The 13,811-nt window shown below is 50.1% G+C and carries 16 protein-coding genes and 1 pseudogene; 16 read left to right on the top strand and 1 reads right to left on the bottom strand.

Going from position 1 to position 13,811, the window contains the following annotated elements:
- Window positions 1-112 precede the first annotated feature (112 nt).
- Window positions 113-1,582, top strand: a complete 1,470-nt coding sequence (locus IPK01_18695) for a proline--tRNA ligase (protein MBK7935458.1) — start codon at window positions 113-115, stop codon at window positions 1,580-1,582.
- 9 nt (window positions 1,583-1,591) lie between these two features.
- On the opposite strand, the gene IPK01_18690 is transcribed toward IPK01_18695, so the two are convergent.
- Window positions 1,592-2,776, bottom strand: coding sequence for a tetratricopeptide repeat protein (locus tag IPK01_18690; GenBank protein MBK7935457.1), 1,185 nt, complete (start codon window positions 2,774-2,776; stop codon window positions 1,592-1,594).
- A gap of 210 nt (window positions 2,777-2,986) precedes the next feature.
- On the opposite strand from IPK01_18690, the gene IPK01_18685 reads away from it, so the two are divergent.
- From IPK01_18685 to argB, 15 genes and pseudogenes are all read left to right on the top strand, one after another.
- On the top strand, window positions 2,987-3,565 hold the full coding sequence (locus IPK01_18685; GenBank protein MBK7935456.1) for an RNA polymerase sigma factor: 579 nt from the start codon (window positions 2,987-2,989) through the stop codon (window positions 3,563-3,565).
- Window positions 3,566-3,567: 2 nt separating this feature from the next.
- On the top strand, window positions 3,568-4,293 hold the full coding sequence (locus IPK01_18680; GenBank protein ID MBK7935455.1) for a zf-HC2 domain-containing protein: 726 nt from the start codon (window positions 3,568-3,570) through the stop codon (window positions 4,291-4,293).
- Between the two features lie 17 nt (window positions 4,294-4,310).
- Window positions 4,311-4,895 (top strand): hypothetical protein, encoded by a 585-nt coding sequence (locus IPK01_18675; protein ID MBK7935454.1) that lies wholly within the window; start codon window positions 4,311-4,313, stop codon window positions 4,893-4,895.
- A 129-nt stretch (window positions 4,896-5,024) separates the two neighbouring features.
- Entirely contained in the window at window positions 5,025-5,795 is a 771-nt protein-coding gene (locus IPK01_18670) for an ABC transporter permease (protein MBK7935453.1), read from the top strand.
- Between the two features lie 2 nt (window positions 5,796-5,797).
- The gene (locus tag IPK01_18665) at window positions 5,798-6,685 is read left to right on the top strand and encodes an ATP-binding cassette domain-containing protein (protein MBK7935452.1); all 888 of its coding nucleotides are present in this window, start codon (window positions 5,798-5,800) and stop codon (window positions 6,683-6,685) included.
- A gap of 6 nt (window positions 6,686-6,691) precedes the next feature.
- Window positions 6,692-7,897, top strand: a complete 1,206-nt coding sequence (locus tag IPK01_18660) for an MCE family protein (protein MBK7935451.1) — start codon at window positions 6,692-6,694, stop codon at window positions 7,895-7,897.
- Window positions 7,898-8,001: 104 nt separating this feature from the next.
- The gene (locus tag IPK01_18655; protein MBK7935450.1) at window positions 8,002-8,418 is read left to right on the top strand and encodes a hypothetical protein; all 417 of its coding nucleotides are present in this window, start codon (window positions 8,002-8,004) and stop codon (window positions 8,416-8,418) included.
- A 390-nt stretch (window positions 8,419-8,808) separates the two neighbouring features.
- Window positions 8,809-8,865, top strand: a pseudogene (locus tag IPK01_18650) (four-helix bundle copper-binding protein).
- 600 nt (window positions 8,866-9,465) lie between these two features.
- Window positions 9,466-9,684: a hypothetical protein gene (locus IPK01_18645; GenBank protein ID MBK7935449.1), complete on the top strand. Its 219-nt coding sequence runs from the start codon at window positions 9,466-9,468 to the stop codon at window positions 9,682-9,684.
- On the top strand, window positions 9,674-9,814 hold the full coding sequence (locus tag IPK01_18640; protein MBK7935448.1) for a hypothetical protein: 141 nt from the start codon (window positions 9,674-9,676) through the stop codon (window positions 9,812-9,814). The genes IPK01_18645 and IPK01_18640 overlap by 11 nt, the downstream gene beginning before the upstream one ends.
- Window positions 9,792-10,505, top strand: coding sequence for an N-acetyl-gamma-glutamyl-phosphate reductase (gene argC / locus IPK01_18635; GenBank protein ID MBK7935447.1), 714 nt, complete (start codon window positions 9,792-9,794; stop codon window positions 10,503-10,505). Before IPK01_18640 ends, argC begins: the two co-directional genes overlap by 23 nt.
- Window positions 10,505-10,732 (top strand): hypothetical protein, encoded by a 228-nt coding sequence (locus IPK01_18630; GenBank protein MBK7935446.1) that lies wholly within the window; start codon window positions 10,505-10,507, stop codon window positions 10,730-10,732. The genes argC and IPK01_18630 overlap by 1 nt, the downstream gene beginning before the upstream one ends.
- A 3-nt stretch (window positions 10,733-10,735) precedes the next feature.
- The gene (locus IPK01_18625) at window positions 10,736-11,899 is read left to right on the top strand and encodes an aminotransferase class III-fold pyridoxal phosphate-dependent enzyme (GenBank protein MBK7935445.1); all 1,164 of its coding nucleotides are present in this window, start codon (window positions 10,736-10,738) and stop codon (window positions 11,897-11,899) included.
- Window positions 11,896-12,894, top strand: a complete 999-nt coding sequence (locus IPK01_18620) for an N-acetylornithine carbamoyltransferase (protein MBK7935444.1) — start codon at window positions 11,896-11,898, stop codon at window positions 12,892-12,894. The genes IPK01_18625 and IPK01_18620 overlap by 4 nt, the downstream gene beginning before the upstream one ends.
- A complete protein-coding gene (argB, locus tag IPK01_18615) occupies window positions 12,891-13,778 on the top strand; it encodes an acetylglutamate kinase (protein ID MBK7935443.1) in 888 nt (295 codons plus the stop codon). Before IPK01_18620 ends, argB begins: the two co-directional genes overlap by 4 nt.
- The last annotated feature ends 33 nt before the right edge of the window (window positions 13,779-13,811 follow it).

The raw sequence follows: 13,811 nt of genomic DNA, 5'->3' as shown, positions 1-13,811 counted from the left end.
CCGGGCATTTAATTGATGTTCGAGAGCACAAAATTGTAACTCACATTAATTTCACTTATCATAGATGTTTGGTCTCAGTCCCGCACATTCGGTCTGAGGCTCGTCAATTCATATGAGTAAAGCTCTACCTAAACGCTCAGAAAACTATTCTGAATGGTACAACGAGATCGTAAAACGGGCGGATCTTGCCGAGAACTCGGCGGTTCGCGGTTGTATGGTGATCAAACCTTACGGTTATGCCATTTGGGAAAAGATGCAGAAGGCGCTTGATGATATGTTCAAGGCGACCGGGCATCAGAACGCGTACTTCCCGCTTTTCGTACCAAAATCTTTTCTTGAGAAAGAAGAGGAGCATGCCGAGGGTTTTGCGAAAGAATGTGCGGTCGTCACGCATTATCGTCTAAAAGCGGATCCAAATGGCGGCCTGATGGTCGACCCGAACGCTAAACTCGAAGAAGAACTTATCATTCGTCCGACCTCTGAGGCTGTGATCTGGAACACCTACCGAAACTGGATCCAGTCGTGGCGCGATCTGCCGCTGCTGATCAATCAGTGGTGCAACATCGTCCGCTGGGAAATGCGGACGCGTCTCTTCCTGCGCACTGCCGAATTTCTATGGCAGGAGGGCCATACGGCACATTCGACAGAACAGGAGGCAATCGAAGAGACGGAACGCATGCTCGGCGTTTACGCGACCTTCGCTGAGGAATGGATCGCTCTGCCCGTTCTTAAGGGCCTCAAATCGCCTAACGAACGCTTTGCCGGTGCGATCGAAACTTATTGTATCGAGGCAATGATGCAGGACGGAAAGGCCTTGCAGTCGGGTACGTCACATTTTCTTGGCCAGAATTTTGCCAAGGCTTTCGACGTAAAATTCGTCAACAAAGAAAATGAACAGGAATATGCATGGGCGACGAGCTGGGGAGTTTCGACCCGACTGATGGGAGCATTGATCATGGCCCATTCCGATGATCAGGGACTCGTCTTGCCTCCAAAACTTGCTCCGATTCAGGTGGTGATCATTCCGATCTATCGGAATCCCGAGGATCTGGCGACGGTTTCCGCCGCAGTCGACACCATTGTTGCTGAACTGAAAGCAGCTGGGATGTCGGTCAAATATGACGATAGTGATAATCAGCGTTCGGGATGGAAATTTGCTGAATACGAGCTCAAAGGCGTTCCGGTCCGACTCGCCCTCGGAATGCGCGACCTCGAGACAGGCACGATAGAAGTTGCCCGACGCGATACTCTAAGCAAAGAATCACGCCCGATCAAAGGCATAACAGATCACATTAAGTTTCTACTCGATGAGATCCAGGAGAACATCTTCCAAAAGGCTCTGTCCTTCCGCGACGATAATACACACAGCGTCGATACATGGGAAGAGTTTAAGGTTAAGATCGAAAAAGGCGGTTTTTTGCTCGCCCATTGGGACGGCACCGCTGAGACGGAGGAAGCGATCAAGCAGGAAACCAAAGCGACTATTCGTTGTATTCCGCTTGATGCAATCGAAGAAAAGGGCAAGTGCATCTTTTCCGGCGCCGAATCTAGCAAACGCGTTGTATTTGCGAGAGCATACTAATAATCGAATTTATTCGGCTAATCCGAGTCTTTTCAACCTCAAAGTATCGGCGAGAGCATTAAAGCTGTCGCCGTTTTTTTTGAATAGAGCCGCTCTATATTTCAGTGCGTTCGTGTTGTCCGGATTTAGGGCGAGGGCCATATTGAGCGAGGTCAACGCGTCGTCATTCTTTCCCGTTTCGGTATAAACAAGGCCGAGATTCCCGTGGGGGTCGCTATTCTTAGGGTTTAGTTTTATTGCCAGGTGCAGGTCTGTTATAGCGTCATCGTACCTTTTCATTGAAATAAATGACATTCCTCGGCTCGAAAATGCGGAGGAATTATTCGGATCAAGCTGGATGGCCTTGTCAAAATCTGCTTTTGCTCCGTCGGGTCTGTTTTGCCGCAACAATGCGGAACCACGCAGCTCGTAAAACTGACCGTTTTCAGGAAACCGTTTGATCGCACTGTCATATTCTGCGATCTCATTGGAAATATCGCCTTTTGCCGCATACACTCCGGCTGACGCTGTATAGGTGAAGACGGCATCCTCGGGCTGCAGCAGCTCTACGGAACGTTTGCAGTCGGACATTGCGAGATCGAATTGTTTCGTCGCGGTATACAGTTTGCAGCGTTCTACATAGCTACGGGCGTAGTCAGGCTCGAGTTGGATCGCCTTAAAGAGGTCAGATAGTGCATCATCAAATTTCCTTGTTAAGCGGTATTGCCTGCCACGCGCAAGATAGCTTCGGACATTATTTGCATCCAGCGCGATGGCTTGGTTGATCGCGGTCAGAGCGTGGTCATAGTTTCCTTTCGCCTGATGAGCTTCGCCAAACAGCCTGAAATTCTCAGCGACATCCGGTTCCAATTTGGTCAATCGCTCAAAATCGTCGATCGCTTCGACAAGTTTCCTCTGCTCAAAGTAGATCGAGCCGCGAAGACGATAAGCTCGAATCTCTTTTGGCCCTATCGACAGGGCTTTCGTGCAATCGGCAACGGCAGCATCCAGATCCCTGGATTTTTGAAGAGCTGCGGCCCGGCCGAGGTAGGAGTTTAGGTCGCGGGGGTCGCGTGCGATCAAGTTGCTATATTCGGCTACCAAACACCGCAGATCGTCGGCTCCGCATATCTTCTCGGGACGCGTCGCCGTGCAGCCCGGAAAAAATACGGTGACTACAAATAATACAAGTGCGAATCTATTGATGTTGAACATTGGAAGGTGGACCTCGTTGAAAGGAAATAACTTGAGATTCAAAAGGACGGCAAACGTCTATCGAAATTCCAAGATGATATCATAATTGCCACAAGCGTCGACTATTTTGGTAATTTGAGCGTCTAAGTAAATGTATGCGAGATGCTTCGCAGGAATTGAAAAGTGTGGAAGATCAATCTCGTGCAATAGCGGCGTTAACACGGGTTTTAGATGTTTATAAATTTGACGGATGAGCAACTTGTCGAACTAGCGGTTTCGGAGAATTCCGAAGCTTTCGGCGAGATCGTTAGACGTTGGGAGCGTAAGATTTTCGCTCTCTGCTTCGGTATGCTCGGCCGCGAAGATGACGCGGGCGATGCCGCTCAAGAGGCATTTATTGCCGCGTACCGCAATCTTAAGAACTTTCGAGGCGAAGCAAAAGTTTCGTCGTGGCTGCACCGGATCGCGGTAAACCAGTGTTTGACAATAAAGCGGCGTCAGAAAACGAGGGCTGAAGATTTTCTCGATACCGATGATGGCAGTGATGAACGTACATTCGTCGCGGCGGCCCACTATTCACCGGCGAATTCGACTGAACAGGTCGAGCGCCTCAATATTGTTAGGCAGGCCGTTGGTGCATTGCCGGGCGATCTGCGGCAAGTGATAGTGATGAAAGAGTTTGAGGAAATGACCTTTCAGGAGATATCTGAAACACTCGAGGTGCCGCTGAGCACGGTCAAAAGCCGCTTGTACACGGCGCTTAAGCAATTAAAGATGAAGTTAGAACGAACGCCCGTTGAGGTGGTCTAGTTATGAAAGGCGAAGCAATAGAAAATTTGGTTTGCGAATTTAGCGAAGCGATAGTGCCGTATTTGTACGGTGAATCGAGCGATGCTGAACGCGAGCGGTTCGAGACGCACATGGCCGATTGCTTGCCATGTACAGACGAATTTGCAGAGCTATCGTTCTCGCGTTACTCGGTATTCGAGTGGCAGAAGGAAGAATTTGCTCCGCTGAAGACGCCCCGGATCGTTATTCCTTACGAAGAAAGATCAGAGGCGGTGATAGGATCGTTTGCCGGATTTCGCCAACTACTTGCCTTCAATTGGTCAACTGCGGTAGGAGCGGCGGCCGCAATAGCGATCATAGCGGGCATTGGTTTCGTTGCGATCAATAACTTTGGCAGATCTGAACAGCAGTTTGCGGGCGTCGATGAATCGAACAATAACATCCAGATAGCGAAACCTGTCTCCTCTCCCGTGGTCGCAGCCGTTAGTCCGAAGATCGATCCCGTCATTACTGCGGCAAGCTCCGCACCGGATCGGAGCGTGGTGGCGGTCAAGGCAACTGCGATCAATCGCCGACCGAAACAAACTCTGACAGCCAAGAGCAATCTTCCAAGACCCGTTAATGTCGATGCGGTAAATATTCCGCCTCGGGAGAACCGAAAAACGCCGTCGTTGACGGCCGGTACGGATGACGACGATAAGTCTTTGCGTTTGACGGACCTTTTTGACACGGTCGATACACGGCTTTAAGTCTGTTGAGGCACATTATGAATACGCTTAAGTTTAGTAGAATATTGATACTTGCGGCCTTTACGGCTGCCGCGTCAACGTTTGCGTGGTCACAAGATACGACCGACCCGAAGACCCAAGAATCTTCGCGTCCGATCGTCAATCAGGTCGGAAATCAGCAAGTGGATATCCGTCAGAACGTACTGATGCAGCTCGGGTTGTCGCGCGAACAGGTTCAGCAAATCCGACTTATCAATCGGGATCGAAAGCCGTTGATGGACGAAGCTCAACGACGGTTTCGAGAGGCGAATGTTGCACTTGATCTGGCGATATATTCGGATGAAACCTCGGATGCTGATGTCGAGGCACGTCTCAAGGATGTCCAACTTGCGCAAGCCGAGGTTGCGAAACTCAGATTTGCAAATGAATATGCGGTTAGAAAGATCCTCACACCCGAACAGCTTGTTCGCTTTCGCGACCTTCGGCAGCGTTTCGAAGCAATTCGGCGCGAAATGGAAACACGGCGGCCGATGAACCGCAGCGGAGAGGATCGGCGTCCGCTTCAAAATAATAGCCAGCAAGAACGCCGATTTCTTAAGCGGAATCAACAAAAGCAGTATTAGAAAACCCGAATATCAACTGAAGTGATCTAAACAGACCGGCGCTCCCACCGTCGGCTTTTGCCGTTTGTTTGAGTTTGACAATACTTCGTTATATTCTTGAGCTGAGCGAACCATGGCTGGCTGCTTTCGATGAATCTAATCACTAAATTCCTTTCTGAACTACAGGGGATGACACTCCTTTTATGGCGCGCTGTTTATGGGTTGAGAAAGCAGCCGCGTTATTTTGGTGAGACCGTCAGACAGCTCGATTCGATCGGTGTCGGCTCGCTGGGAATCGTTATCCTGACCGGGTTCTTCACCGGCGGCGTATTGATCCTGCAGGCCTATCCGACGCTTCAATATTACGGAGCTCAAAGCAATGCGGGACAGGGGGTGGCAACTTCCTTGATCCGAGAGCTTGGCCCAGTTTTGACTGCTTTGATGGTCGCAGGCCGCGTGGGATCTGCGATTTCGGCTGAGCTCGGTTCGATGGTCGTCTCCCAGCAGATAGACGCCATGAGGGCATTGGGCACATCACCTGTGCGAAAGTTGGTCACGCCGCGAATACTGGCACTAACGTTTGCGTTACCGCTACTTACCGTGGCGGCTGATATTTTTGGGCTCTTTGGCGGTGGTCTAGTCGCCCAATGGATCTATGGTCTCGATCATACGGTTTACATCGCTTCGGTTCGCATCGGAGTGTCGGTAAACGATCTTATCGGCGGCATAATTAAGCCACTTGCATTCGGTCTTTTAATTGGACTGGTTTCGTGCTATCGAGGATTGAATACGACCGGTGGGACGGTTGGGGTCGGACGATCAACAACAAGTGCGGTAGTACTCTCATCGATCTTGGTTATCATCGCAGATTTCTTCTTATCCAAGGTTTTGCAGACCTTTTTCAGCGGTACGATGTTCTAATTATGACATTTGAGGATGCAAATGGGATCTCCGGGTATGAATCGCCTGCAGACGGTCTAACTGGCAGTGCAGAAGATGATTCGCGTCTGATACCTGCGATCGAATTTCGGAATGTAGACCTTGCATTTGACGAGCAGGTGATACTTGACGGAATCAGTTTCAAGGTTCGCCGTGGTGAGACCAAGATCGTACTTGGGGGCTCCGGGAGCGGAAAGTCTACGATCATCAATCTAATACTAGGGTTATTGAAAGCAGATGGAGGGGAGATCCTAGTAGACGGCGAAGACATCACTCATTTCGATGATCAGGACATGATGCGGATCCGAAAGAAGATCGGCATGGTCTTTCAGGAGGGCGCATTATTCGATTCGCTTTCGGTTTATGACAACGTCGCTTATCGTTTGATCGAAGAAAATGTCGATCCTGATGAGATCGACCATGAGGTCAAGCGGATGCTGAGCTTTGTCGACCTTGATGATGCAATTGACAAAATGCCATCTGAGTTGTCCGGCGGAATGCGCCGCCGTGTAGGTATTGCTCGAGCTCTCGTCGGGAATCCAACAATTGTTCTTTTTGACGAGCCTACGGCAGGGCTCGACCCTCCAACGGCGAGAACGATATGTGAATTGGCGATCAAGCTTCGCGACCTAGAGGATGTTTCATCCATATTTGTGACCCATGAGATGAATAATCTCGAATATCTTACGTCTGAATATGCTAACCTTGATGAAAATGGCGTTGTACATTACGTTGAGGAGGGCGATACACTTTGCCTTTTGAATACTGAGGTGTTGATGATTCGTCGCGGAAATATAATTTTTAGCGGGCGAGATGAACAGCTTAGAACATGCGATGATCCGTATATCTACCGATTTATTCGCGGAAAATAGCAACTAATGCCAAAGAGTAATAAAAAACTGACCATTAGCGAACTGCGTGTAGGAATATTTATGCTTGCCGCTCTTTTGGTGTTTGGGTTTCTAATCATTAACTCGAGCGGTGATTTCAATCCATTTGAAAAGAAGATTCGACTTAAAGTTCGCTTTGACAGTGCCGACGGCCTCAGAAAGGGTGCTGAGGTGCAGTTGGCCGGTGTATCGATTGGGAAAGTCGAGGATGTTAAGTTTCTAACTGGCGACGCTACTGCTGGCGAACGTATCGAAGCGACGCTCGCAGTATCCAGTCAGTTGGAAAATAGGCCGATCAACGAACTTATTCGCACTGACTCAACCGCCCAACTTGTAGGTACCTCGGTACTTGCTAACGATAAGACGATCAATATCTTACCCGGCACGGTGAAAGGTTCGCCGGTGGAAAACAATACCGTCTTAAGCTCGAGTGCGGCGATTTCGATGAACCAGTTGACGGCGACCGGCAACGATCTGCTCAAACAGATCAATAAGCTTGCAATCCCGGCGAACGAGATCCTCAACAAGGCCAATCAAGGCGACGGTACTCTTGGGCGCATCGTTAATGACGAATCACTTTATAAGAATCTAGACGGTGCAGTTGCCGAAACGCGTGCAACTATGACGCGGCTTCAGACTACGATCGATAAGATAAACAGTGGCCAAGGCACTGCCGGCAAGCTTATCAACGATCCAAAGCTTTATGACAGCCTAAATAAGACCGTAGAGCAGCTTCAAGCTATCTCGACGGACATTAGGGGCGGGAAAGGCTCAGCAGGTAAATTTGTGAGCGACGATGCTCTCTACACTGAAACTCGGGGGGCGATAGCCGATCTTCGAAAGGCGGTCGCCCAGTTCAGTGAGATCGCTGCAGATATAAAGATCGTATCGGGGGATTTGAAGGACGGAAAGGGCACGGCCGGCAAGTTTCTAAAGGACGAGAAGCTCTATGACGAAGCACGTGACGCCCTTGAGAAATTCAATTCCACGGCGGCGAAACTCGATGCCATTCTCGCCGATGCCCGCAGCGGTAAAGGTACCCTCGGTAAGCTACTAACTGACGAAACGCTCTACAACAGTATCAACACAACTGCGACGAACGTTGCTACGTTCACAGGCGAAGGCACAAAACTCCTCGGTGACTTCCGCGCTAATCCCAAAAAATTCCTTCGGATAAAACTCGCGATCTTTTAACAAGACAACAGAATGCATAATATCATTGCAGGTCTGCATACTATACGCTATACTCCGTTGGTGAATGCATACTATACACCACAGATGTATAGTATTTCGCTTATATGCAAAAACGAGAACGTCATGCAATTTTGCTTTCCCTGATCAGTAGCGAGCCGATCCGTAGTCAGGCGGTTCTCGCTTCCCGGCTTACTGAAGTCGGAATTAGTGTCACGCAGGCAAGCGTTTCGAGAGATCTAGACGAGCTGGGAGTGCTCAAGAAAAATGGACAATACTCGTTACCTCCGAAGGCGAGGGGTATCGCCGAATTTGGCGCCGTGGCCTTTGATGTGGCCGGAGCGAATTTGATCGTCGGAAAGTGTTCGTCCGGACTTGCATCAGCGATTACCGTAAGAATTGACGCTGAGAAATCCCAAGAAATAGTAGGCACCATCGCGGGCGACGATACCATATTCATCGCAGTGAAAAATATTACGGATCAGGATGCGGTACTCCGCAAATTGGGAGAGATGTTCGGATAGAAGCTAAATGAAATACGTAGAGATCGAAAAAATGGGTTCCTCTGTTTCCGGGCTTGGGCTCGGCCGTCATGTCTCCGTCATCGATAATTGTCCGTCTCCTTCAGTTGGCGATGTGGTTGCTGTTCGGGCACTATCTGAGAGTGTCACATACGGCGATTTAGAATTGCCGAGCGGCCGACTTGCGAAGATCAACAAAGGTGACGTAATTCTCGGAGTGCTTGGTAAGCGCCGGGCACTAAAGGGATTCGTCGGTGACGTACCTGAATCAGTCAAAGATGGCGATAAGCTGCACCTATTAAATATGGGCGGTGTCATTGGGTTGTGTAAGGGACACCATTCCTCATTTTCCGACGCGATCGAGGTCGAGGTTGTAGGTATCGCGTGTAACGATATCGGCTCTGTGCTAAACATTGCCGACAATGCGGTTCGGCCTGCCGACCATCTTAATGCTTCGGCTCCGATCGTCGTGATAGCCGGTACGTGCATGAATTCAGGAAAGACGGTTGCTGCAACCGAAATAATCAAACAAGCTGCAGATGCAGGTTTGCGTGTCGCCGGAGCAAAACTATCCGGGATTGCATGCCTTCGCGACACGCTGCATATGCAAGATCACGGTGCGGTTGCTACAGCCAGTTTTCTGGATTGCGGACTTCCCTCGACAGTTGATTATGGAGACCTTGCGCCGATCGCGAAAGCTTTGCTGAACCAGCTGAATTCATCTCAGCCCGATCTGATTGTGGTCGAACTCGGGGACGGGATCGTCGGAGGTTACGCGGTTGATTCGGTTCTGCTCGATTTGGAAATAAAAAATGCTATTTCGGCATTTGTGTTTTGTGCATCTGACTACGTCGGTGTAATTGGCGGCTTGGCGGTGTTGAAAGAAATTGGCATAAGCGTCGACGTAGTAGCTGGATCGGTCACGGATTCGCAAATGGGCGAGGACTTTGTTCGGGAGAATTTTGGTCTTGAGGCCGGGAACGCGCGACGAAACGGCGCGAAGTTATTTGAAATGGTCCAGAACGCCTCATGTTTTACGGAGGTGCTCGCGTGACGGATAGGAGGATTCGCATCGCGATATTTGGTGGTTCGGGCTATGGAGGCAGTGAACTACTGCGAATACTGCTATTTCATCCCAACGCGGAGATTGTTTTGGTCACGGCGAACGAGCATGCCGGAAAGGCAGTCTCTGAGGTTCACCGGAATTTGAACGGCATTACGGATCTTCGGTTTGAACAGGCTCCGGGACGACCTTTCTTTGTTCGGTGATATCGATGTTGCGTTCTTTGCACTGCCGCATGGCCAGGCAATGGATATAATCCCGAAGCTGCGGGACCATGTTAGAGCTATTGATCTATCCGGCGATTTTCGGATCGATGATCCGGATATTTTCAGCTGAGTTTTACAAACAGGAACAGTCGCAGCCTGAGTTGCAGCGGAAATTTGTCTACGGCCTGACAGAGACAAATCGCGAGGCGATCAAAACGGCTCGATACATCGCCAATCCCGGCTGTTTTGCGACCGCGACGCTGCTCGCGTTAGCTCCGATGGTCAAGAGCGGTTTGCTAACGGGCAAGGTGATCGTTGACGCCAAAACGGGCTCTAGCGGCTCGGGAGCAAAGGCGGCGCCGAATACACATCATCCGCAGCGGATGAATTCGTTTTATGCGTACAAGCCGTTTAAGCACCAACATGTGCCGGAGATCGAGCAGTGCCTTCGCGCGGTTGGTGGACTTCCGAGCGACCTGGTTTTCATCACTCACAGTATGCCGGTTTCGAGAGGGATCTTTGCATCGTGTTACATGGAAACATGCGTTGAGGTTACGAATGAGGACCTCCAGAATCTCTATAGCCATTTTTATAGCGACTCGTTCTTTATTCGGCTCGTCGATGGCTCACCAGACATCAATTGGGTAAAGACAACGAATTTCTGCGACATTGCTGTGAATTCGAACGGCAAAAATGTCGTGGTCTTCTCGGCACTAGACAATTTGGTCAAGGGAGCAGCTGGACAGGCGGTGCAGAATATGAATCTGATGTTCGGGTTAGACGAGACGACTGGCTTAAAGATGATCGGAACAAATCCCTGATGCTAAAGACGATCGAAGAAGAGCCGTGGTTCTACATACTCGAGCACGACGATGGGACGGACGAATACTTCCTCGACGTCGTGTGCGGGACAGTTGCGATATTTACGATAAAAATTAAGTTAGAGACGAAGGAGGTCGAGGAATACAGATCGGATCAAACGAGTATTCGAACCCTTGCATACGATATTTGCGATCATCCGGGTGATTATCTTGATCGAAGAGTGTAATTGATGAATTTTATAGCTACAAAAGCAAAGGAAGACCGATATCAGGTCGAGACCTACGCTAAGTTGAACATAGCTGTTGAGCGTGGTTCAGGGGCATGGGTGTGGACAAGCGATGGCGAGAAGTATCTCGACCTATATGGCGGGCATGCGGTCTGTGCGACAGGGCACAGCCATCCGCACGTTGTAAGATCCATTCATCAGCAAGCCGAGCAGGTCCTATTTTATTCGAATCTTGTCTATTCCGAGATCAGGGCAAAGGCAGCGGAAAAGCTCGTTTCCATTGCTCCGGATTCACTGTCGAAATCATTCTTTTGCAATTCCGGCACTGAGGCCAACGAGAATGCGATGCGTATGGCCCGCATGGCGACCGGCCGCGAAAAGGTGGTCACATTTTCCGGCGGTTTTCACGGGCGAACAGCAGATTCAATATCAGCAACATACCTCGGGAAGTATCGTGAGATCGGAAAGCCGAATGTTCCCGGACATGTATCGGCAATATTTGGCGACATTGACAGTGTCCGGGCTGTCGCAGACCGCGAAACGGCAGCGATCATGCTTGAGCCGATCCAATCGATGGCCGGCGTTCGCGAAGCAGAACCAACGTTCTTTTGGGCATTACGCGAACTTTGCGACGAACTTGGGATCATCTTGATATTTGACGAAGTCCAAACAGGCATTGGCCGAACGGGAAATTGGTTCTTTGCCGGCAGCTCTTTGTCAGACAATGTCGATCCGGACATAATCACCCTGGCCAAATCTCTCGGAAGCGGCGTTCCCGTCGGGGCTTGTATTGTTAGCGAAAGGGTCGCTAATAATATAAAGCTCAATGATCTGGGCACGACATTCGGCGGTGGAATGTTGGCAATGGCTGCGGTTTTGGCAACCCTTGAGGCAATCGAAAACGACCGTATGATCGACAACGCGGCATTGATCGAACAACATTTGCGTAAAGCGCTATCAACGGCGCCGGACGTGGTAGCAATTCACGGCAAAGGATGTTTACTTGGAATCGAATTCAATGAGCCGGTCGGGCCGGTGCATGCCAAATTATTGGCAAATAACATTATTACGGGTACGTCCAGCGACCCCAAGATCCTTAGATTGTTACCACCTTTGTGCGTCACGGTCGAAGAGATCGACCTCTTGGTCGAGGTCCTCACACGATGAAGAATTATCTAAGTACATCTGATTTCTCGAGGGATGAGCTCGAGCGATTGATCGGGTCGGCAATGACGCTTAAATTTGGCGATTCAAGCGCCAAACCGCTTGCCGGCAGATCGGTTGCACTCGTGTTTTTCAACCCGAGCCTGCGAACTCGTGCATCGATGCAGGTAGGAATTTTCGAACTCGGCGGAAATCCTGTGATCCTTGAACCCGGCGGTACGTCCTGGACGCTTGAACACAGAGACGGCGTCGTGATGGACGGTGACAAGACCGAGCATCTGGCCGAATTTGTGAGGGTCCTCGAGCGCTATGTTTCAGCGATCGGCGTGCGTACCTTTGCCGAGCTTAAAGATTGGGAAACCGAACGTACTGATCCGATTTTGAGTGCCTTTGCGAAATATGCTTCGGTACCTGTCATAAATCTCGAATCGGCTATGCATCACCCATGCCAGTCGATGGCAGATATGATGACAATTAGAGAGACGCTTGGGCCTGCGAAGAAGAAGGTACTTCTGACATGGGCGTGGCACCCAAAACCGCTTCCTATGGCAGTACCGAACAGCTTTGCTCTCGCTGCAGCTCAATTTGGCCACGATCTGCGGATCGCACATCCGAAAGGTTATGAACTCGACGATCAATTAGTCGCTGAGATCGAACAACAGGCGGCTCAAAACGGAGGGAGCGTCGAAATCACAAACGACCCAAGCGGTGCGTTTGACGACGTGGAGGTGGTTTACGCAAAGAGCTGGGGTAGTAAACAATTTTACGGCGACGCGTCCGCCGATATGCGCGAAAGATCCGTATATCGCGATGAATGGATTGTCGACGAAGAGAAGATGATGCATGCAAACGACGCGATCTTTATGCACTGTCTCCCGGTTCGGCGAAATGTGATCGTTTCGGACGCTGTGATCGATTCGCCGCGGTCGGTGGTCATAGACGAAGCCGAAAACCGGCTCCATATTCAAAAGGCAATAATGTCGGAGTTGATCAAATGAACATTGAGACGCTCGATCTGCTGCGCGAATCGCTGCCCTATATTCAGAAATTTCAAGGCAAGACGTTTGTCGTTAAATTCTCCGGCAAGGTAACGGAAGATAAGGAAAACCTTGCCTCGCTTGCCGAAGAACTTGCACTTCTGCACCAGGTTGGTATTCGTGTTTGTGTCATTCATGGCGGCGGGAAACAGTTGACGGAACTTGCTCAGAAATTGGGCGTGGTCCAGACCGTGATCGGCGGACGTCGTGTGACGGACGACGACACACTTGACCTCGCAAAAATGATCTTTCGCGGAAAGATCAATACAGAGATATTGGCGCAATTCCGACGGCGAGGCGTATCCGCTGTCGGGCTTTCAGGTGTCGACGGCGGAGTCGTAAAGGCGGTCAAACGACCGCCAAAAGATGTGATTAACAAACAAACCGGTGAAACGCACACAGTCGATTTTGGACATGTTGGCGATGTTGTCGAGATCGACGCCTCGTTGATAAACACACTATTGGATAGCGGTTATTTACCTGTCATTTCGTCGCTTGGCGCAGATAACGACGGGAAAATCTTTAATATAAATGCCGACACGATAGCGTCCGAGATCGCTGCAAGCCTTGCAGCCGAGAAACTTATATTGTTGACCGATGTGAATGGTATCTATCTTGATGAGGGGAACGAAGATACAAAGCTTTCGCAAATATCGATCACCGACGCTCGTCAAATGATCGAATCCGGCCGTGCAACCGGCGGAATGATACCGAAACTTGAAAGCTTGATAGAGCTCTTAGCCCGTGGAGTGAAGTCCGCTCATATTATTAGTGGAACAACGCGCAACGCGTTGCTGGCTGAGGTGTTCACTGACCAGGGCACCGGAACCATGGTTTTGGCGTAGTTTGTATATCTTCTCAATGCAAGTGAACTGATC

Source organism: Acidobacteriota bacterium, from assembly GCA_016713675.1.
Taxonomy (GTDB): Bacteria; Acidobacteriota; Blastocatellia; order Pyrinomonadales; family Pyrinomonadaceae; genus OLB17.
Note: the sequence above shows the minus strand (reverse complement) of the source record. Positions and strands in the feature narration are given on the sequence as shown.

What these genes read in the sequence shown, in the direction of transcription:
- IPK01_18695 (MBK7935458.1), top strand. Translation starts at nt 113, where the DNA reads ATGAGTAAAGCTCTACCTAAACGCTCAGAAAACTATTCTGAATGGTAC.
- IPK01_18690 (MBK7935457.1), bottom strand. Translation starts at nt 2,776, where the DNA reads ATGTTCAACATCAATAGATTCGCACTTGTATTATTTGTAGTCACCGTA.
- IPK01_18685 (MBK7935456.1), top strand. Translation starts at nt 2,987, where the DNA reads ATGTTTATAAATTTGACGGATGAGCAACTTGTCGAACTAGCGGTTTCG.
- IPK01_18680 (MBK7935455.1), top strand. Translation starts at nt 3,568, where the DNA reads ATGAAAGGCGAAGCAATAGAAAATTTGGTTTGCGAATTTAGCGAAGCG.
- IPK01_18675 (MBK7935454.1), top strand. Translation starts at nt 4,311, where the DNA reads ATGAATACGCTTAAGTTTAGTAGAATATTGATACTTGCGGCCTTTACG.
- IPK01_18670 (MBK7935453.1), top strand. Translation starts at nt 5,025, where the DNA reads ATGAATCTAATCACTAAATTCCTTTCTGAACTACAGGGGATGACACTC.
- IPK01_18665 (MBK7935452.1), top strand. Translation starts at nt 5,798, where the DNA reads ATGACATTTGAGGATGCAAATGGGATCTCCGGGTATGAATCGCCTGCA.
- IPK01_18660 (MBK7935451.1), top strand. Translation starts at nt 6,692, where the DNA reads ATGCCAAAGAGTAATAAAAAACTGACCATTAGCGAACTGCGTGTAGGA.
- IPK01_18655 (MBK7935450.1), top strand. Translation starts at nt 8,002, where the DNA reads ATGCAAAAACGAGAACGTCATGCAATTTTGCTTTCCCTGATCAGTAGC.
- argC (MBK7935447.1), top strand. Translation starts at nt 9,792, where the DNA reads ATGATCCGGATATTTTCAGCTGAGTTTTACAAACAGGAACAGTCGCAG.
- IPK01_18630 (MBK7935446.1), top strand. Translation starts at nt 10,505, where the DNA reads ATGCTAAAGACGATCGAAGAAGAGCCGTGGTTCTACATACTCGAGCAC.
- IPK01_18625 (MBK7935445.1), top strand. Translation starts at nt 10,736, where the DNA reads ATGAATTTTATAGCTACAAAAGCAAAGGAAGACCGATATCAGGTCGAG.
- IPK01_18620 (MBK7935444.1), top strand. Translation starts at nt 11,896, where the DNA reads ATGAAGAATTATCTAAGTACATCTGATTTCTCGAGGGATGAGCTCGAG.
- argB (MBK7935443.1), top strand. Translation starts at nt 12,891, where the DNA reads ATGAACATTGAGACGCTCGATCTGCTGCGCGAATCGCTGCCCTATATT.